Genomic DNA, 19,570 nt, shown 5'->3' on the forward strand with positions numbered 1-19,570 from the left:
TCCTCGGCCGATCGAGCGAGCATGAGCCCGACGTAAATGTGGGACAACGGGTGTTGATGGGCGTCGGGTGCCGCCGATCACGGTGGACAGCGGGGGTTGATGCGCGTCAGGTGCCGCTGATCACGATGGACAGCGGGGGTGGATGCGCATCAAGGGGCGCTGGTCACGATGGACAGCGGGGGTTGAGGCGCATCAGGGGGCGCTGGTCACGATGGACAGCGGGGGTTGATGCGCATCAAGGGGCGCTGGTCACGATGGGCAGCGGCGGTGGATGCGCGTCAGGGAGCGCTGATCACGATGGACAGCGGCGGTGGATGCGCGTCGGGGGGCTTTGCACACGGCGTCGATGAACTGTGCATCGCGCAGTTCATCGAACGGGCCGAGTCCGCTGCCAGCCAAGACAGCAGCGCTGACGGTTCAACTGGCAACGCGGTCCCACCGGCTGTGGGAAGAACTGCGCATCGCGCAGTTCTTCCCCAAAAGGTCCAGGGCTGGCCCTGGTCCGGGTCGAGGGGCGGATAGCCCCCGCGGGGTCCGGGGCAGCGCCCCGGCGCGGCGGCTTGCTTCCGCTTCCCTGTTGACACCCTCGCCCCGCATGGCTTGCCATGTCGGCCATGTGGAGCCCTGAAGGCCGCAAGGAAAACGCTCGTGAGCTACGCCGGATCGCTGACAAGGTCCTGCGCTACCGGCAGCTCTGCGACCGCTTTGCGAGCTATTTCCAGCCCGAGAGCGACAACGCCCGCCAGCTCCGTCAGATCCGCAGCAAGCTCGAGGATCTGCGCGGACGCGCGCTCGATCGGGAGAAGCGGCTCGCCAAGGGCGTCGTGAAGATCGGCGTCGTCGGCCTGGAGAAGCAGGGCAAGAGCGCGTTCCTCTCGGCCTGGTTGAAGAGCGAAAAACTCCTGCCGAGCGAGGCCGAGCGCTGCACCTGGAGCACCACGGTCATCGAGCCCGGCGAGGCCGGGCAGTTCGCCGCGACCGTCACCTACTACAACGAGGCCGACTTCAAGGCCCGCATCCAGAGCTACTTCGACGCGCTCGAGCCCGGCAGCGTCGAGCGCTGGCAAGGCCTGAACCAGTCCGAGATCCTTCGCCTCAAGGCGAGCTTCAAGGCGCGCGAAGGTTACGACGTCGACGATCCGGATCGCGCCGGCAGGCGCGAGCAGACGGCGCTCGCCGAGCTCGTCGAGATCAGCGCGAGCCTGTCCGAGATCAAGGCGCGGCTCGGTCGGGCGCCCGAGAAGATCACGGCGAGTAGCCTCGACACGCTCGCCGAGCAGATCCGGCCGTACATCGCGCTCAAGGACACGAAGAACGGGAACAGGCCCTATCCGGGCGTGCGCGCCGTGAAGCTCGTCACGGTCATGATCCCCGTCGAGGGCGCGATGCCCGGCGTCGAGCTCATGGATCTGCCCGGCATTGACGCGCCTTCGGACAAGGCGCGGCGCGACACCGAGGAGGCGCTCGCGAACGAGGTCGACGTCACGATCTTCGTCAAGGACATCACGCGGCCTTCGCTCGTGCGGAACGAGGTCGAGCTGCTCCGCATGGCGCAGACGGCCGATCGGAGCATCTCGCTGAAGGACCGGATTTTCGTGGTGCTGACGAAGGTGGACCTCTTCGATCACGCCGACGAGAACGGCAACTGGCACTGGTCTCTGGCGGCGCGGAACTTCCGTGAGCAGGGCGTCGATCGGATCTTCCCGTACTCGAAGGTGTGGGTGCACCAGGGCGTGGACACGCAGCACCCGGTGGCGCGCCAGCTCATGGACTTCTTCGGCACGACGACGCCCGTGAACGGGCTCGACAAGCTGAAGGACGCGGTGGAGCGTTACCTCTCGACCGACGTCGAGGCGCTCGATCGCAAGGTCACGCAGGCGATCAACGCCGAGTTCGGCGAGGTCGAGGCGCTCTTGCGCGGCGTGCTCGTGACCGTGAAGGACGGGCTCAGCGATCGGGAGTTCGATCGGCGCGCCGAGCAGGTCTTCGATGTGCACTACGAGCACATCCAGTCGGGCGAGGATCCGACGGGGCTCTTGCCCGAGATCCGCAAGCGCATGTCGGCCTTCATGGACTTCGAGATGAGCGACACGCAGCGATCGGCCCGCGCCGAGCGCGCCGACGTGCGCATCGATCAGATCCGGAGTGATCTGCTCGCGCGGCTCACGCCCGAGGAGGCGGAGGCGAAGCGGCGGCAGATGCCGAGCCCTGGGCTCATGAACGAGACGGCCGTCGAGATCGAGATGCGCAAGCAGATGCGCGAGCGCGTGGCGTCGCGGATCGCGGGCCTCGGTGAGGATTTCCGCAACACGGCGCGCGAGAGCGTGGAGCGGATGCTGCACGAGATGTTCATCGAGGCGAGCTACGAGGGCGGGCGGCTCGAGGTGCTGCTCGCGCCGGGCAAGACGCTCATCGAGCGGATCGACGCGCTCGGTCGGTCGGGGCACGTGTCGGAGAGCGTGGTTCGGTACCAGAACCAGGAGATGGCCAAGGCCGACGTCGCGTTCGAGGTGCTCTCGCGGTACTTCGCGCGGCAGATCGTGGACATCCTCGACGCGACGGATCCGTACGATCGTGAGATCCGCGAGCGCGAGATGCGCGGGCTCGAGCAGTTCTTCGGGATGGGGATTGCCGACAAGGCGCAAGCGACCGCGACCGGCGCGGCCGCGACCGCGAGCGGCGTCATCGGCTCGGTGAAGGCGAAGCTCGGGTTCGGAGAGGAGAAACCCGACGGGACCACGCCGGGCGCGGCGGCTCCTGCGCAAGCGCCCGCGATCGGCGGGTTTCCCACGGTCGGCGCGGCGATGCCTGTGCCGAGGCAGCCGGCCCCGCAAGCGGCGGCGGCGCCGGCCGGGAGCACGAAGCCTCCGCAGACGAACCCCGGCGCGGCGGCGGCGCAGGCGCAGACGGGGAACGTGCGCGACTGGTCGAAGATGCTCTCGCGGGTGCGCGTGGACGTGGAGCGGATCTGCGACTTCCTCGAGGCGCTGGCGAAGCACCCGCGGGGCCTGCAGAAGTACCACGAGGAGGCGGTGCGCACGGTGCACGACTCGTGGCTCGATCGCGAGGGAGAGCAGTCGCTCCGGCGCTGGGTGCGCAGCGAGTGCGCGCGGATCTGGCCGCACAAGTTCGCCGCGATCGAGGCGGAGAAGGATCGGGCGCGCGCCGACATCGAGGCGCTCGAGGAGCTCTTCGGCGGGAGCCCGCCCGCGACGAAGTCCGAACCGCAGAAGCCCGCCGCGGCGCGTACCGCGACGGCAGGAGCCTGAGCCGTGGCCTACGATCTCGCGCGTTTGTCGAGTTACGTGCGCTTTTACCAGACCGTCGTGAACCAGCTCGGCGCGGCCTGGCAACACCTCACGCGCCTGCACCTCACGGCGAAGGACGCGCTCGCGCCGCTCGCCGATCCGCTCGCGCCCGTCGCCTATGCGCCGCTGCTCGCCGCGCTGGAAGATCCCGCGCCGTCCGAGGAAGCGATCGCGTCGCTGTGGCGGCCGATCGACGAGAAAGACCTCTCGGATCTGAACGACATCTACGAGGTCGCCGGGCGGTTCGGCTTCCAGGGCGAGGACAACCAGAACCTCGCGCTCGTGCAGCGGCTCGTCGCGTCTGCGCGGAACGAGATCCTCGGGCACCGGCGCAGGCTCTCCGATCTGCGGGAGCTGCCGAACGCGGCGCGCTCTGCGGCCGCGCGCTTGCGCGCCGAGGAGGAGGCGCGCGCCGCGGCCGAGCGAGCCGAGAAGATGGCGGCGTTTGGTCCGCTCGCCGAGACCGTCGTGACGCGCGCGAAGCAGACGATCGACGCCGTGCGCGCCGTGCCGTTCCCCGATCTCTCGAACGCGGAGACCGCGGCCGAGGAGTACCGCAAGTACGCGGCGAAGCTCGATCACGTCTACCAGACGTGCCTGCCGTTCCTGCGCAAGGCGATCCAGAACCTCTACGCGTTCGTGAACGCCGAGCCCACGGCGTCGTGGCCCGACACGCTGCCGATCACGAAGGAGCTGCCGCCGGAGCTCGTCACCGTGCCGCCGGCCGGATCGGCGGAGCTCACGCAGGCGCGCGCGAGCGTCGCGTCCCTCGCCGAAGAAGAGATCCAGCTCGGCCGCGCGCGCGACGCCGTGTCCACGGCCGCGGCGAGGCTCGAAGGCGAGATGGCCGCGGCGCAGATGAAGGACGCCGAGATCGGCCAGGAGATCACGACGGCGCACGCGATCCTGGATCTCGCGGTGGCCGCGGAGCAGGCGGAGGTGACGCGGGTCGAGCTCGAAGGGCTCGCGGCGCAGCGGGCGTCGCGCGTGGAGAGCGCCGGCGCGGTGCTGTCGCGGCAGCGGCAGATCGAGGCGGCGATCAAGCTGCTCGAAGACGAGCTCAGGCGCAGGCACGCCGAGCTCGGGGCGCTCGAAGCGCAGCTCGTCGAGACGCGCAAGGACGAGCCCGTCCTGTTCGGCAAGGACGAGTGGCGTGCGAAGGTCGCCGCGATGGAGGAGCAGAAGGCCCAGCAGCAGGCGACGTACGGGCAGAGGCTCGCGACGCTGCAGCAGTTCCAGATCGATCACTCGAGCGTGTCGGTCGAGGTGCAGACGGAGCAGCAGAAGCAAGCGCTGCTCGAACGGCAGATCGTCGAGGCGCAGAGCAAGTCCGCGACGCTGGAGCTCACGATCCGGGAGATCGGGACGAAGCTCGGCGCGGCGCGGCCGTCGCGGGCGGTGTCTGCGGACGACGCGCGCAAGGCGCTCGGATCGCTGCAGCAGGCGAAGCTCGGCGTGGCCGAGCGGATGGAAGCGCTCAAGGCCGAGATGCGGCGTCAGAAGGACGAGGCCGTGCGCGTGCTCGCCCGGATGAAGCAGATCGGCGTGGAGCGGCAGCACGTGACCGCGATGGTGCAGAGCGCCGAGACGGCCGCGACGCAGGGCCGCGAGGAGGCGCTCCGGCAGCTCGCGCGCGAGCGGCGGGCCGGCGTGGAGCGGCACGTGGGCGAGGTGCTCTCGACGCTGGAGAAGTCGATCGCGCACGTGGGTCCGGTCTTCGTGGATCCGGCGCGTGATCTGCTCGTCGCCGCGACGGAGCCGAAGGCCGAGGTGACGACGCGCGTGCTCGAAGCCGCGGAGGCTTCGGCGCCCGTGGTGGATCGGCTCTTCAAGGAGCTCGATCCGGAGCTGCTCGCGCAAGACGCGACGCTCGGGCAGATCCAGCGCGAGTTCTGCGACGTGGCCGAGGCCGCGTGCGTCACGGCGTGGGGAGGATGATGAGGCGCCGGTTCGGGTCGTCGCCCGGATCGTCCCCCCCGAGCCACTCGTTGCAGAGCGCGAGCAGGCGTGCGTTCGCGGCGCGTCGTTCGAGGAACGACTGCCGCAGCTCGTCGTCGAGCAGGGCCGCCGCGCGCTTGTAGATGTCGGCGCGTGCCGCGGCGAGCGTCGCGCGCGCTTCGTGGTGCGCGCCGAGCAGGAGGAGCGCCTCGACGCGGAGGAGCGTGAGCTCGGGCGGCGCCGGGGCCGGGTGTCCGCCGCGGGTCGGGCGCAAGGCGAGCGCTCGGTCGAGGAGGGTGAGCGTCTTGTCGGGCTCCTTCGAGGCGAGGAAAAACGCGGCGCGTACGCCGTAGAGCGCGCCCGCAGGCGTCGAGGCGGCCCGGAGCGCGCCGAGCAGCCGATCGGCCTTGTCGAGCTCGCCGAGCGCGATGCTCGCGCGCGCCGCGAGCAGGCGCGCGCGCCGCGCCGCGAGCCGCTCGCCGCGCGACTCGGCCTGGGCGACGACGTCCTCGGCCATCTGGCACGCCGGGACGAACGCGCCGCGCTCCAGGCTGCGCAGGGCCTCGAAGGTGCCGCCGACGATCGAGGTCAGGCTGCCTTCGGGCTCCTGGTCGAGGCCCTCCTGAAGGGCCTTGTCCGCGAGCTCGTGCGCACCGAGCAGCAAGAGATCGAGGCCGACGTGGACGCGCGCATAAGGCAGGTAGCGGTGGTCGCCGATGGTCTTGAAGCGCAGGACGCTCTCGCGATCGAGTCCGAGCGCGGTCCAGGGATCCTGCTCGACCGCGCGCGCCCACTGGGCGTGGGCGTGGAGCATCCACGCGGCGACGACGGGCTCGCGTTCGGCGGCGGCGGCCGTGATCTGCCGCATGCGCTCGAGGTAGGGCAGGGCGGCGGCCGGCTCGTGATCGAGCAGCGAGTCGATCGTGGCGATGAAGGCCCACGAGAGCGCGAGCACCGCGTCGGGCGCGGGGCGCTCGTGGAGGAGCTTGTGGAAGTGCTCCGTTGCGCCCTTCGTGTCGCCCTCGGCGAGCGCGGAGCGGATGGCGCCGCCGAGCGCGCGCGCGTGGTGCCGGCTGCCCGGCGTCGCGAAGAGGAAGGCGCACCGCGCGGCCTCGTAGGCGCGGGCGTGGTTCGATCGCCAGCTCTGCGCGTCCGTGGCGATGGCCCAGAGCTCCGCCGCGGCTTCGCCGTCGGCGCCGAGGTCGAGGCCCCGCTTGGTGAGCCCGATGGCGGCTTCGAGCGCGCCGCCCGAGAGCGCCTGCTCGGCCGCGCGCACGTAAAACTCGACCGCGCGGGGAGCGTCGCCGGCGCGCTCGAAGTGGAGCGCGAGCACGCTCGGATCGTTCTCGCCGGCCGAGAGCAACCACTCGGCCGCGCGCTTGTGGCCGAGCTGGCGATCGTCGTCCGTGAGCCGCGCGTAGGCCGCCTCGCGCAGGAGCGGGTGGCGGAAGGTGTACTCGGTCTCGCCCGCGAAGCGGCTTTGCCTTCGCCGCGTGAGCAGCTCGCAGTCGCAGAGCTTGTCGAGCGTCTTGCCGAGCGAGGCCGTGGGCTCGCCGTGGCCGAAGACGATCGGGCCGAGGGCGCCCTCCCACGCCGCCTCGCCGAAGATGCTCGCGGCGCGCAGCACCCGCCGCGCCTCTTCGTCGAGGGACTTCGAATCGATGCGCGCGTCCACCATGCCGATCACCGACACGGGCAAGGCGCCGCCGCGGCTCTCGCTCTCCGCGCGGATGAGCTCTTCCAGGTAAAACGCGTTGCCGAGCCCGTGCTCGACGATGTGATCGACCACGGCGCGCGGCGTCTGCGGGCCGAGCGCGCCGCGCACGAGCCGCTCGGCGTCGTCGTTGTCGAGCGGGTGGAGCCGTACGTCCTGCACTTCGCGGCCCTCCCAGAGGCCCGGCAGCTGCTTGCGGACGTCGGGCTGCGCCAGCGCGAGCACCGCGAACCTCCGATCCCGGAGCGCGTCGAGCGCGGCGTCCACGAGCTTCAGCGAAGCGGCGTCGCTCCACTCGAGCTCTTCGAGCACGAGCAGGAACGGCGTCGTGTCGGTGAGCGCGCGGATGAAATCGAAGAACGCTTCCTTGATGTGATCGGCCATCAGGGACGCGTCGCTGCGCGCGGCCCGGAGCTCGGTCCGGTCCACGTCCGGGAACTGCAAGCCCACGACTTCGCCCAAGAACTCCGTCACGCGCCGCCGCTTGTCCGTGCCGCCCACGTACTTGCCGACGAGCGCGCGGAGCTTGTCGTGGCTCGCGTCGACGGGCTCGCCCGAGGAGATCCCGGCGGCGCTGCGGAGCGCGGAGCCGACGATGGAGAAGGCCGAGCCGGCGCGCAGCGGGTCGCCGCGGCCGAGGACGACGCTGAGGTTCGGCTTCTCGACGGACAGGCGCTCGACGAGCTCGAAGCGCAGGCGTGATTTGCCGGCGCCCGGATCGCCGAGCACGAGCACGGCCTTCGGCTTCTTGCCCTGGAGGGCCTGCTCGACGTACTTGCGGACGGTGCCGAGCTCCTCGTCGCGGCCCACGTAGGGGCTCGGCTTTCCGAGCAGCGTGCGCACGGCGCGCGCGGTCTCGCGCTCGCCGCGCAGCCAGAACTCGCCGATGTAACTCGACACGTCGAAGCGCGCGTCGAGGAAGGCGCACGCGACGTCGTTGATGCGCACGGGCCTCGGCCCTTTGCCCCCGTCGAGCGTGGGCATGTCGAGCAAGTGGAAGACGCCGTCGAGCATCTTGCCGACGGGCGCCTTGTCGTTCGCCTCGGCGTACGCCGCGAAGATCGCCACGCGGGAGCCCGTCACGAGCCCCGCGACCTTGAGCGCGAGCCGAGCCGCGCGGCCGGCGATCTCGGCGGGGTTGCCGCGCCCGTGGATCTTGATGAGCAGCGCGACGCCCGGCAGCTCGTGGAGCTGCTCGTTCTTCTTCGGATCGACCTCGGCGCGGATCGCGGCCGCGGCCTCGGGCGGCATCCCGCGCGGGGGTTTGTCGGAGAGGAGATCGTCCACGTCGGGGACGGGCTTGGCCGCGACCACGAAGAGGAGCTGTCTTTCCTGCGGGCTCATCCGCTCGCTGCCGGGGACGGCCGGGGGCGGCGGGATCGGCGTGAGCTTGCGCGCCCACGGGTCGTTCGGCGAGGCGGGCGGGTAGGTCGTGATGACCGGGTTCGAACGTCGCTCGGGCAGGGGCGGCCTCGTCGAGGTTCTCCTGGCGATGGCCTCGAGCGCGCTCGCGACGGCGCTGCCGTTCTGCGGCCGCTGGGAGGGATCCTTGGAAAGCATGCGGGCCACGAGCTCCGAGAGCGGGAACGGCACCTCGGGGCGGATCTCCGCGACGCGCGGCACCTCGGCCATCACGATCTTCGCGAGCACGACGTGCTGCGGGCCCCCCTCGAAGGCCCTGCGGCCCGTGAGGCATTCGAAGAGCACGGCGCCGAGGCAAAAGACGTCCGCCGCGGCGTCCACGGTTCGGCCGTAGTCGATCTGCTCGGGCGCCATGTAGCCCACGGTCCCGATGACGACGCCGCTCGACGTCATGTGGCCGCCCGCGAGGAGCGCGATGCCGAAATCCAGCACCTTCACGCGCTCGACGTCGGAGCCCACGAGGTAGATGTTCGAGGGCTTGACGTCGCGGTGCACGACGTCGGCCGCGTGCGCGGCGCCGAGGGCCTGCGCGACGCGCTGGCCGAGCTTGAACGTGTCCTCGATGCGGAGCGGGCCGTTCTTGAGGACGTCGTCGAGGCCCCGGCCGTCGAGCCACTCCGTGGCGAGCCAGGGCTCGTGATCGATCATCCCGTGGGCGACGTAGCGGACGATGTGCGGCTGGCTGGGGAGGTGCCGCGAGAGGATCTCGATCTCGCGGCGAAACCTCCAGAGCATGTTTTCTCCGGGCGTGGAGCCGTCCCGGGGATCCTTGACGAACTTGATCGCGGCGCGCTCGCGCGTGTTCTTTTCGTAGGCCGGCCAGACGATGCCCATGCCTCCGTGAAGGATGGGCGTCCCATCCAGCACGAAGCGACCGCCGATCACGTCACCTGACTTGTGCACTGCCTACGAGGATGCACCAGCGGTGGGGGAGGAAGGCAAGGGGGACGCGGGCAGGTTCACCGCGCAGGCAGATTTTCCGACGGCGTGGTCGCCGCGCTCGTAGGCGTCGCGGGCCCAGCTCGGGTCCTCGCCGAAGCGCCCGAAATTCGTTTCGCGGATCAGGCCGGTCGACAGGCACGCCTTTGCCATTGTGGAGGAGCCGCCCGAGGTTGTTGCAGCCGTCCGCGCTTCCGTAATCGCAGCCCTTTTCGTCGTACGAGCCAGCCGTCTCGCGGTCGACGCCCAGCCGAGGAGCGCCGCAGCGAGGAGGGCAGAGCGCATGGTGGCCCCGGGGCTCGCCCAAAGGCGTCCAGGATCCAAGAGGCTCGGCGCGTAGGTTTTTGCGCAGCCAGAAGCCCCTTGCGGTCCTTGCCTCGGCGCGCGAGGTTGGATAAGAGCACGCGCACCGAAGCTTCTTCTTCGCCCGGATTCACGGGACCTTTTGCGGACCATGCAGGGAAACGAGATCGTCGCCGTCACGCGGCCCTTCGCCTCCGAGGATCGGGCCCGCAGCGTTTATCACGTCGCCTCGACGTTCGCGGTCCTCGCACTCGCGACAGCCGTGGCAGCCGTCGCGCCGTACAAACCGCTCCGGATCCTCGGCAGCGTGATCGAAGGCCTCGTGATCGTGCGCGCGTTCATTCTGGCGCACGACTTCCAGCACGGCGCGCTCCTGCGCAAGTCCAAGGTAGGCAGCGCGATCTTCAGCCTCTACGGCGCACTCGTGCTGACGCCGCCGCGGGTCTGGCGGCAGACGCACAACTACCACCACGCGCACACGGCGAAGATCGTGGGCGCGCAGATCGGCTCGTACCCGGTGATGACGGTGGAGATGTGGAAGCGAGCCCCGCGCAGCAAGCGGCTCGCGTACGCAGTCGCCCGCCACCCGCTGACGATCCTGTTCGGCTACGTGACGATCTTCCTCGCCGGGATGTGCATCTCGGCGTTCCTGCGGAACCCCAAGGAGAACTGGGATTCAGCCGCAGCGCTCGTGCTCCACGCGGCGCTCGTCTCGACGATCACCTATTTCTTCGGCTGGGAGATGACGCTGCTCGTGCTCGTAGGCCCGCTCTTCATCGGCTGCGCGCTCGGCTCGTATCTCTTCTATGCCCAGCACAACTTCCCAGGCGTGCACATGCAGCCGCGGCAAACCTGGACGTTCGCACGCGCAGCCGTCGAGTCGTCGAGCTTCATGCGCTGCGGCCCGATCATGAGCTATTTCACGGGCGACATCGGCTATCACCACGTGCACCACCTGAACGCAGCGATCCCGTTCTACCGTCTGCGCGAAGCGATGGCCGCAATCCCCGAACTCCAGGTCGAGCCGCAGACGAGTCTATCGCCGCGCGACATCCTGCATTGCTTCTCGCTGAAGCTCTGGGACCCGCAAGCCGGCAAGATGGTCCCGTTCCCGAAAGACGCACCCCCCGCAGAAGTGGCCGAGCCAGCCTGAGGGAGGCGTGCATGGGAGGCGCCGCGCCGGGGCGCTGCCCCGGACCCCGCGGGGGCTGTTCGCCCCTCGACCCGAACCAGGGCCAGCCCTGGACCTCTGGGCATCGACTGCGCGAAGCGCAGTCGATGCGGGGAGAATTTAAAAGCTGTCCGCCCCCTCTTTGCAGGGCCAGCCCTGGACCTTTCGGGGAAGAACTGCGCGATGCGCAGTTCTTCCCACAGGCCGGTGGGATCGCGTCGCCCGTTGAACCGTCCGCGCTGCTGTCTTGGTTGGCAGGGTCGGTTGCGGTCTTGACCTGGTCCGTTCGATGAACTGCGCATCGCGCAGTTCATCGACCCCGAGTCCAGCGCTTGCGCTGGTCCGGGTGCAGGGGTGGACAACCCCTGCTGGGGCCTGGGGCAACGCCCCAGCGAAACGCCTCCAGCTAGCTAGCGCGCCATCCGGCGGACGTAGGCCCGGAGTGCTTTCACGGTTGCTTCGTCGAGGTCTGGGTTTGCCGGCATCATCATGCTTTTGCCTGCGGCGCGACCGCCTTCGTGGATGATGCGCTCGATGGATTCGTCCTTCGTGGCGGTTTGCCATTGTGGATCGCCGAAATCGCGCGGCCGTGGGACGAGGTTCACGGCGGCTGGGCCGTCGCCGCGGCCGTTGACGCCGTGGCAGGGGCCGCATCGCAGCTCGTAGAGCTTGCGCGTTTCTTCGAGGGCTGCGCCTGCCAGCTCCTGCCGGGGCGCCTCTTCCGTGGAGAGCCGCGCGAGGGGGCGCGCGTAAGGCAAGAATGGCCAGGGGATCCCGATGAGAATGCACGCGGCTGCGAGGCCTGCGCCCCATGCTGCGCGCTTGTGTTTGTCGGCGTCGCTCGTGCTTCGCCTTGCGCGTACGCGGCCGACGTGGGCGCAGGTGAGGGCGAGCAGCATCGAGAAGGCGTGCTCCACGAGGAAAAAGCGGAGCGGGGACGAGCGCATCGCGCCGGCGGGATCTTGGAACGCGAGGTGCGTCATGGGGCTCAGCCACAGGTACATCACGAGGCCGAGCGTGACCTGGAGGTCGAGTGCGGCGACGAAGAGCAGGCCGAGACGGTCGTGGAGACGCTCGTAGGGGCTGGATTGCTTGCGCGCGCGGGCGGACGAGATCGTGGTGGCGAGGCCGAGCGCGAGGACGATCCAGCGGAGCCACGAGTGCAGCGTGAGGACGATCGGATAGAGCATTCCCGCGGCCCCACCTTGCCACGGGCGCGCCTGTTCGGCAGGACGATCGAGCGGACGCGGGCGGGGAAGGACGTTCGATCGGGGCGTCGCTGGGCTTGCGGAGGGGATGGCGGGAGGAGCAGACTCGCGCTTGCGCCGAGGGGCGCGGAGGGCAGCCGGTGGGACGTTCGATCGAGGTCACGGCGGAGATTGGCGGCGAGACGGTCGTGGCTCGGTGCGCGCCGGAGCAGGTGCTCGAGGCGCGTACGATGATCGAGCGCGGGTTCGGCCCGCTCAAGGGACGGAAGCCGGGGCTCGAGGGCGCGGTGATCGTGTTCGGCTGGGCTGCCTTCCGGCTCGAACGGCGTGAGGGCCAGCTCCTCGTGTGCGAGCCTGACTTCGATGACAGCCCGCGCCAGTTTCGGCCGGATGTGACGACGTCGCTGCGGGTCGTGGCGCGGCAGGTGGGGCTCGTGAAGATGCTTGGGGTCAAACCTGCGGGGTGCCGCTTCGATGACAAGATCGTCGCGGATCGTGGGGCCTTGCGCGCGCGTCAGGTGTATTTGCATCGGACGGGGGCCGCGAAGGGCGGGGAGTCCGGCTGGTACATGGGCTGCGCGGATGCCAAGGGAAAACCGCCGGCCGAGGAGCTGGTCGGGTTCATGAGCTCCGGGCTCGTGCGGCTCGGCCGGGAGCGGCTGCTCGACGTGCTCGTCTTGCCGGTGGGGTGCATTGCGCGATTCGATGGCGACACGCTCCTCGGCATCGCTGATGCGCGGAATCGGGACGTGTATTCGCCGAAGCGGGCGCGTAGCTGACCGATCTTCCTCGCGGCGACGCTTGGCAGGGCCGTCGCGGCGCGGTAAGCCGCCGGGGCCATGCCGGAATCGATCACGCGCCCGAAGAGACTGTGGACCGTGTTTCTCGTGGCGACGCTCGCCGCGTGCAGCCGCGGATCCGCGCCGTCGGAGGTCTCCTCGTCGTCTGGGGGTTCGTCGGGGCCCAACGAGGCGGCGGCCTCGGGGGCGACTGCTTCGGCGAACGCGCCTCCGCGCAGGAGCCCGCGGCTCGACGATCCGCGGTGGCAGCGGGCGATGGACGACGATCCGGCGGGGCTCTCGGCGCTCGCGGACGCGCTCGGCGCGTCGGGGCTCGTGGAGGCGCTCGGGGATGGGGGGGCGATCACGCGGACGGCGCTCCTCGCCTTGCCGCTTGCGGACGACGCGGATCTCGCGCTCGGGGCGCTCGGCAAGCGGGCGCTCGCGGCGACGGACGAGGATCGTGGGCCCACGCTGGAGGCCCTCCTCGGCGTGGCGGGACGGCCTGCGACGGCGCGTGAGCCGCTCGACCCGGAGGGCGCGGCGGAGGCGGGCGCGGCCGTGCTCTCGATCGCGACGAACACGGCGCTCCCGCGGGATCACCGGGCGCTCGCCGTCTCGGCCGCGCGGGCGCTCGGCGAAAAAAAGCTCCTCGACACGACGAAGATCCCCGGCGATCTCGATCCTCCCTGATTGCGAAGAGCCTGGAAGATCGGGAGCGTCAGGGTTTGGCGCGCCGACCGGGCTTTCCATTTCGTCGATCAAGCACATTTCTGGCAGCATCGAGCGGGATATCGATGCTCATAGCGCTTGAGGGGATCGTGTTTGTCGGGCGAAGCTCCGTCCATGGTCAATGGATGGACCCTTCGCCGTGGGGCCGTGGCGTGTGGATTCGTGGCGACGCTCCTCGTCTCGTCGAGTGCATTCGCCACGACTTATCAGGTCGGGCCGGGCAAACCGTATGCGAGCGTCAAAGCGGTGGCGTCGCTGCTCAAGCCGGGCGACGTGGTGGAGGTCTCCGGGGACGCGACGTATGCGGGCGACGTGAAGCTCACGAAGTCGGGGACGGATTCGAGCAAGATCACGATCCGTGGCGTGCGCGTGAACGGCAAGCGCCCCGTGCTCTCGGGTGGGACGAACACGCTGGAGGTCGGGGCCGACCATTACGTGATCGAGGGCATCGAGGTGGTGGGGGGCAGCTCGCGCTGCGTGTTCCACCGCGGGCATGACGTGACGATCCGGGACACGGCGGTCCACGATTGCCCCTCGCACGGCATCCTCGGCGCGATGGACGGCTCCGGGTCGCTGACGCTCGAATACGTGGAGGTCTACAAGGCGGGCGCCGGCGACAAACGCCACCCCATTTACATGGACACGGACGAGCACGCGCACCCGGGCGCCGTGTTCCGCATGCAGCATTGCTACGTGCACGACGGCCTCGGCGGGCACGCGGTGAAGAGCCGGGCCGAGCGGAACGAGATCTATTACAACTGGATCGAAGGCGCGTATTACCGGGAGCTCGAGCTCGTGGCGCCGGACGGCGAGGCCGAGGACGTGGCGCGCGAGGACGGCGACATCGTGGGGAACGTCTTCCGCAAGACGGGGACGTTTTACACCGTGCGGATCGGGAGCGACGCGACGGGCGGCTCCACGAACGGCCGATATCGCTTCGTGAACAACACGTTCCTCCTCTCGCAGAACGCGAAGCCGGTCGTGGAGATCTTCTGGGGCATCGAGAGCATCGAGATGCACAACAACGCATTTTACCGGGTCGGGGGAGGCGCGGTGACGATCCTGAAGCTCACGGACGTGGCATGGGCGGCAGGAAAGGCGGTGATCGGCGGCCAGAAGAACTGGGTGCCGCAGGGGAGCACGGTGCCGGCGCAATGGCAGGGGACGATCCAGGGCGCGAGCCCGAAATTCGTAGACCTCGCGGCGTTCGACCTGCGCCCCGCGGCGGACAGCCCTCTGCGGGATGCAGGCGCGGCCGTGCCGTCGAGCCCGGCAGGGTATCCATTCCCGTCGCCGCTCGCGACGCCGCTCTTTGTGCCGCCGGCAAAGAAAATCGTGGCCGATGCGGGGCAGCTCGGTCGGGTCGCGGTCGGCGCGATCGATATCGGAGCCTACGAGGGCGCCGGGCTCGGCGGCGTCAAGGAAGAAGCGGGAGCGGAGGCGGAAGCGGAAGCGGAAGCGGGAGCGGAAGCGGAAGCGGGAGCGGAAGCGGATGTCGCGGAGGAGAACGCCGCCGGCATTGCGTGTGCGGTCGGGCCGGGACGATCGACGGACGCGGCGTGGATCGGCGGGCTCCTGGCAGGAATGGCGGTGCTTTTCGGGAGGCGGCGCGCGCGGGAGGCGTGAGGGGAGGGGGCAGGTGGACCCGACGCAGCACACGCGGCTCCGCCGACGCCATCGTTCCTCCCGCCCGACTTGCGTTACCGTGACACCCCCGTGACCACCCCCTACGCGAGCGAGGCGTTCCTCCACCAGATCCTGGCCAAGGCGCAAGCAGCCCAGGCGAGCGACATCCACCTGCGCGTGGGGCAACCGCCCGGGGCCCGGGTGCACGGAGACATCGTCTACTTCCGCGCCGAACCCCTGAAGCCCGAAGACACCGAGGCCGTCGCGCGCCTCGTGCTCGCCCGGCGGCCCGCCATCCTCGGCACCCTCGGCTTGCTCCGCGAAGTCGATGTCTCCTACGAGGCTGAAGACCTCGGGCGCTTCCGCGTCCACGTCTACCTGCAGCGCGGGACGATCTCCCTCGTCCTGCGTGTCATCCCCGCGAAACCCCCGTCCTTCGAGGCACTCGGCGTGCCGCCCGCCGCACGCGCACTCGCCGACAAGAGCCGCGGGCTCGTGCTGGTCGTAGGCGCCGCCGGGCAAGGCAAGACCACGACGCTCGCGTCGATGCTCGCCCACATCGTCGCGTCCTACCCGAAGCACGTGGTCACCATCGAGGACCCGATCGAGTTCGTCCACGAAGGCGGGCGCGCAACCGTGAGCCAGCGCGAGATCGGGAGCGACACGGAGTCCTTCGCATCAGGCGTCCGAGCCGCACTCCGGCAGGACCCAAACGTGCTGCTCGTCGGCGAGATCCGCGACGCGGCAACGATGGAGGTCGTGCTGCAAGCAGCCGAGACCGGTCACCTCGTGCTCTCGTCGCTCCACACGCCAGACGTCGGCCGAACCGTGGGGCGGCTGCTCTCGATGAGCCCGATGCCACAGGAGACACGCGACCGGCTGAGCGAGTGCTTGCAAGGAATCGTGGCGCAGCGCCTGCTCCCACGGCGTGAAGGAAGCGGGCTCGTGCTCGCATCGGAGGTGCTGATCGCAACAGGCACAGTGCGCGCCGCGATCAAGCGTCCCGAGGGCAATCCGTCGCTGCGCGAGCTGATGGAGAAGGGCGTGACGCCCTACGGGATGCAGACGTTCGCCATGCACGTCGAGCGCCTCGCCGCCGAGAACCTCGTCGACGCAGACGTCGCGCGCGCGGCGACGCAGTTCTGAAGCGCTTCGCCGAGACAGCAGCGCTGACGGTTCGATCGGCAACGCGCTCCCACCGGCCTGTGGGAAGAACTGCGCATCGCGCAGTTCTTCCCCCTGAGGTCCAGGGCTGGCCCTGCAACGAGGGGGCGGACAGCTTTTAAAATTCTCCCCGCATCGACTGCGCTTCGCGCAGTCGATGCCCAGAGGTCCAGGGCTGGCCCTGGTTCGGGTCGAGGGGCGAACAGCCCCCGCGGGGCCCGGGGCAGCGCCCCGGCGAGGCGCCCCCGATGAGCCCCACGCTCAGCCGGCGCGGCGATACGGCATCGGCGGGAAGAGGTCCTTCATGGCGGCGGGCAGCTCCGAGCGGACGTCCTCGATCTCGCCTGCGGAGACGCTGTCGGCGATGACCTCGCACGTTGCGTAGAGCACGTCGGTTGCGGCTTCGGGGGAGAGCTGGAGGGCGCGGCGTAGCTCGGCTTCGATCGTGTCGGGGGTGATGTCCTTGTTCGAGCCGCCGAGGGTGGAGTCGAGCTGGGGGACGAGCTTCGAGGGGAGCTGGGCGAGCAGGTGCTGCGCCTCGTCTTCGGTGAGGCGGCTGCAGAGGTTGCCGAGCACGATGAGCAGGGCGCGCTCGGCTTGCTCGCGCGTGGCGAGGCCTGTCTGGCGCATGCAGGCGTGTAGCAGGCGCCCGTAGGTGTTTTCTGCGCGCGCGGCGCGGCGCTGGCGAGCGCGCTCGCCGCCGCGGCCTGGGGTGACGCCGGCGGGGCTCGTCATGCCGGCTGGCTTGAAGCGTGCGGCGACTTCGAGTTGTGCGGTGATGATCGAGCGGACGGTCTCGAGGTCGACGGCGCGTTCGACGAGGAGATCGTCGAGCGTGACGATGCCGACGGGCCGGCCTGCTTCGAGGACGGGGACGCGGCGGCAGGCGTGCTCGCGCATCACGCGTACGACGTCTTCGATGGTGTCGTCGATGTCTACGGGGGTCACCTCGTCGCTCATGACGTCGCGTAGGAACGTCGTGCGCGGGTCGAGGCCGGCGGCTGCGACGTCCAGGGCGAGGTCGCGGTCGGTTGCGATGCCGACGAGGCGTTGGTCTTCGACGACGAGGACGGCGCCGACGTGGTTGTCGGCCATGGCGCGGGCGGCCTCGTAGCTGGTCGAACGGGGGTGGAGGACGATCAACCGGGGGCGACGGTATCGATCCAGGGACATGGGGCACTCCTCTGCTTTTTGTCCGAGCAGAACGTGCCAAATTGGTGCCAGTCGCCGGGCTCGCGAGGGGGCGCGCTGGGGTATGACTTTTCGCGCGGGCCTTTGTCGGCTACACCGGCCGGCCATGACCGAGGCACATCCGCCCTCCGCCCTACACCCCATCCGCCACGACTGGACCGTGGACGAGGTCGTTGCGATCCACGACCTGCCGCTCTTTGCTTTGATGGACCGCGCGCGTGGTGTGCACCGGGCGCACCACGTCGATGGGGAGGTGCAGCTCTGCACGCTGCTCAGCGTGAAGACGGGCGGCTGCCCCGAGGACTGCGCCTACTGCCCGCAGTCGTCGCACCATGACACCTCGACGTCGCCGGAGAAGATGCTCGACGTCGACGGCGTGCTCGAGGCTGCTGATCGTGCGAAGGCGGCGGGCTCGACGCGCTTCTGCATGGGTGCGGCTTGGCGCGAGGTGAAGGATGGCCCGGCGTTCGATCGGGTGCTCGCGATGGTGCGCGGCGTGAAGGAGCGCGGCCTCGAAGCGTGCGTGACGCTTGGCATGCTCAACGAAGAGCAGGCGAAGAAGCTGAAGGACGCCGGGCTCGACGCGTACAACCACAACCTCGACACGTCGCGGGAGCACTACCGCTCGATCATCTCGACGCGTACGTATGACGAGCGGCTCGTGACGCTGCGCAACGTGCGCAAGGCGGGGATCACGGTGTGCTCGGGCGGGATCATCGGGATGGGTGAGTCGGTGCGGGATCGCGCGGCGATGCTGGTCGAGCTCGCGCGCCTCACGCCGCATCCCGAGAGCGTGCCGGTCAACGCGCTCGTGCGGGTGGCGGGTACGCCGCTCGAGAGCCTGCCGCCGCTCGATCCGGTGGAGTTCATCCGGATGATCGCGACGGCGCGGATCGTGTTCCCGCGGAGCATGGTGCGCTTGTCGGCGGGACGAACGGACCTGTCGCGCGAGGCGCAGATGATGTGCTTGTACGTGGGGGCGAACTCGATCTTCTACGGCGACCGGCTGCTCACGACGCCGAACCCGGAGACGGACGAGGACACGGCGCTCATCCGGGACGCGGGTCTCACGGCGCGAAAGCCTTCGGTCGAGGTGGAGGCGGCGGCGGAGGAGTGAGGGAGGGGCCAGGGCCCGCGTGTCAACAGGTTTCAACGCGCGCGGGCCCGTCGACGTCGTCCTTCCCGCGCGCCAGCCAAAGAAGATTGGAGAACTCGTGCCGCTTACCGGTGGTTGTTTCTGCGGAAAAGTTCGATACCAGATCGATGCCCCGCTCGGACCCGGGCGCAGTTGCCACTGCTCTCGATGCAGAAAGGCATTCAGTGGGACGGGGTCCGCTTATGCGGAAGTCGTGCCGGGGTCCTTCTCGTGGCTCAGCGGGGAGGACAATCTCACCTTCTACGAAACGACGCCTGGATGGGGTTTGGCCTTCTGCCGGACCTGCGGAAGCACGCTGTGCGGCACAGGCGGAGGGAAGGTACACGGCGTGACGCTCGGCAGCGTGGATGGAGATCCGGGCGTGCAGATCGAGATGCACATCTTCGTCGGTTCGAAGGCGCCCTGGGATCACATTGGGGGCGATGCCCCTCAATACGAGGCGTTTCCTCCCCAGCTTCCGCCGAGCTAGCAGGCCGCACGACGACGCGCCGCAGCCCCCCCACGACGACATCGAGCGGGACGTGGCCGCCATAATGACGGCGGCCATCGACGACTGACTCTCACCGCAATGGCGGGAATGACGGGACCGCGTCTCCACGGCTCGTCTCGAAGCCGCGGCAGCTTACTTGCCAGGACAGATTCTAGAACGCTATACGCTGCGACCCCGTGCCGGACGCCTTCCTGTGCGGCGACATCGACATCCTTCGCCCGGCGGTGACGCGGGCGATTTTCATCTTGGAGAATTGCATCATGCAACGTGGCATCATCTTGTCCGCGATCTGCGCGCTGCTCGTCGGCGCGACCGGCTGTGACGGCGGCACCGAGGATAATACTGGCGGCAACGGCGGCAGCGGCGCGGAAGGCGGCGCGGGCGGCGCGGGCGGCCAGGGCGGCGAGGGCGGCGCGGGCGGCGCGGGCG

At 69.7% G+C, this 19,570-nt stretch carries 12 protein-coding genes; 9 read left to right on the plus strand and 3 right to left on the minus strand.

All coding sequences use genetic code 11. The annotated features are described in order from the left end of the window. Positions 1-614 precede the first annotated feature (614 nt). Together QHF85_RS44510 and QHF85_RS44515 are read left to right on the plus strand one after the other, a co-directional pair. Positions 615-3,269 (plus strand): dynamin family protein, encoded by a 2,655-nt coding sequence (locus QHF85_RS44510; RefSeq protein ID WP_281333582.1) that lies wholly within the window; start codon positions 615-617, stop codon positions 3,267-3,269. Positions 3,270-3,272: 3 nt separating this feature from the next. Next, positions 3,273-5,246 (plus strand): hypothetical protein, encoded by a 1,974-nt coding sequence (locus QHF85_RS44515; protein ID WP_281333583.1) that lies wholly within the window; start codon positions 3,273-3,275, stop codon positions 5,244-5,246. On the opposite strand, the gene QHF85_RS44520 is transcribed toward QHF85_RS44515, so the two are convergent. Then, positions 5,227-9,285, minus strand: a complete 4,059-nt coding sequence (locus QHF85_RS44520; protein WP_281333584.1) for a serine/threonine-protein kinase — start codon at positions 9,283-9,285, stop codon at positions 5,227-5,229. The genes QHF85_RS44515 and QHF85_RS44520 overlap by 20 nt on opposite strands. Before the next feature lie 490 nt (positions 9,286-9,775). Here QHF85_RS44520 and QHF85_RS44525 point away from each other — a divergent pair, with 490 nt between their 5' ends. Beyond that, positions 9,776-10,777, plus strand: a complete 1,002-nt coding sequence (locus tag QHF85_RS44525) for a fatty acid desaturase (protein ID WP_281333585.1) — start codon at positions 9,776-9,778, stop codon at positions 10,775-10,777. Positions 10,778-11,205: 428 nt separating this feature from the next. Here the strand turns inward: QHF85_RS44525 and QHF85_RS44530 are convergent, their stop codons facing one another. Continuing rightward, a complete protein-coding gene (locus QHF85_RS44530) occupies positions 11,206-11,985 on the minus strand; it encodes a cytochrome c (protein ID WP_281333586.1) in 780 nt (259 codons plus the stop codon). 158 nt (positions 11,986-12,143) lie between these two features. Between QHF85_RS44530 and QHF85_RS44535 the strand changes: the two genes are divergently transcribed. The 4 genes from QHF85_RS44535 (at position 12,144) to QHF85_RS44550 (ending at position 16,286) form a co-directional block, all read left to right on the plus strand. Continuing rightward, positions 12,144-12,782 carry a hypothetical protein gene (locus tag QHF85_RS44535; protein WP_281333587.1) on the plus strand — a complete coding sequence of 213 codons (639 nt, stop codon included), beginning with the start codon at positions 12,144-12,146 and terminating at the stop codon, positions 12,780-12,782. A gap of 60 nt (positions 12,783-12,842) precedes the next feature. Beyond that, the gene (locus tag QHF85_RS44540) at positions 12,843-13,475 is read left to right on the plus strand and encodes a thiamine biosynthesis protein (protein ID WP_281333588.1); all 633 of its coding nucleotides are present in this window, start codon (positions 12,843-12,845) and stop codon (positions 13,473-13,475) included. Positions 13,476-13,628: 153 nt separating this feature from the next. Then, complete coding sequence (locus QHF85_RS44545) at positions 13,629-15,140, plus strand: hypothetical protein (protein ID WP_281333589.1); 1,512 nt, start codon at positions 13,629-13,631, stop codon at positions 15,138-15,140. A gap of 90 nt (positions 15,141-15,230) precedes the next feature. Further along, positions 15,231-16,286 carry a PilT/PilU family type 4a pilus ATPase gene (locus QHF85_RS44550; RefSeq protein WP_281333590.1) on the plus strand — a complete coding sequence of 352 codons (1,056 nt, stop codon included), beginning with the start codon at positions 15,231-15,233 and terminating at the stop codon, positions 16,284-16,286. Positions 16,287-16,565: 279 nt separating this feature from the next. On the opposite strand, the gene QHF85_RS44555 is transcribed toward QHF85_RS44550, so the two are convergent. After that, positions 16,566-17,477, minus strand: coding sequence for a CBS domain-containing protein (locus QHF85_RS44555; protein WP_281333591.1), 912 nt, complete (start codon positions 17,475-17,477; stop codon positions 16,566-16,568). 124 nt (positions 17,478-17,601) lie between these two features. Here QHF85_RS44555 and bioB point away from each other — a divergent pair, with 124 nt between their 5' ends. Together bioB and QHF85_RS44565 are read left to right on the plus strand one after the other, a co-directional pair. Next, entirely contained in the window at positions 17,602-18,612 is a 1,011-nt protein-coding gene (gene bioB / locus QHF85_RS44560) for a biotin synthase BioB (protein ID WP_281333592.1), read from the plus strand. A gap of 97 nt (positions 18,613-18,709) precedes the next feature. Continuing rightward, on the plus strand, positions 18,710-19,120 hold the full coding sequence (locus QHF85_RS44565) for a GFA family protein (RefSeq protein ID WP_281333593.1): 411 nt from the start codon (positions 18,710-18,712) through the stop codon (positions 19,118-19,120). The last annotated feature ends 450 nt before the right edge of the window (positions 19,121-19,570 follow it).

This window comes from Polyangium sp. 6x1 (assembly GCF_029946515.1).
GTDB lineage: Bacteria > Myxococcota_A > Polyangia > Polyangiales > Polyangiaceae > Polyangium.

What these genes read in the sequence shown, in the direction of transcription:
- QHF85_RS44555 (WP_281333591.1), bottom strand. Translation starts at nt 17,477, where the DNA reads ATGTCCCTGGATCGATACCGTCGCCCCCGGTTGATCGTCCTCCACCCC.
- bioB (WP_281333592.1), top strand. Translation starts at nt 17,602, where the DNA reads ATGACCGAGGCACATCCGCCCTCCGCCCTACACCCCATCCGCCACGAC.
- QHF85_RS44525 (WP_281333585.1), top strand. Translation starts at nt 9,776, where the DNA reads ATGCAGGGAAACGAGATCGTCGCCGTCACGCGGCCCTTCGCCTCCGAG.
- QHF85_RS44540 (WP_281333588.1), top strand. Translation starts at nt 12,843, where the DNA reads ATGCCGGAATCGATCACGCGCCCGAAGAGACTGTGGACCGTGTTTCTC.
- QHF85_RS44545 (WP_281333589.1), top strand. Translation starts at nt 13,629, where the DNA reads ATGGTCAATGGATGGACCCTTCGCCGTGGGGCCGTGGCGTGTGGATTC.
- QHF85_RS44510 (WP_281333582.1), top strand. Translation starts at nt 615, where the DNA reads ATGTGGAGCCCTGAAGGCCGCAAGGAAAACGCTCGTGAGCTACGCCGG.
- QHF85_RS44530 (WP_281333586.1), bottom strand. Translation starts at nt 11,985, where the DNA reads ATGCTCTATCCGATCGTCCTCACGCTGCACTCGTGGCTCCGCTGGATC.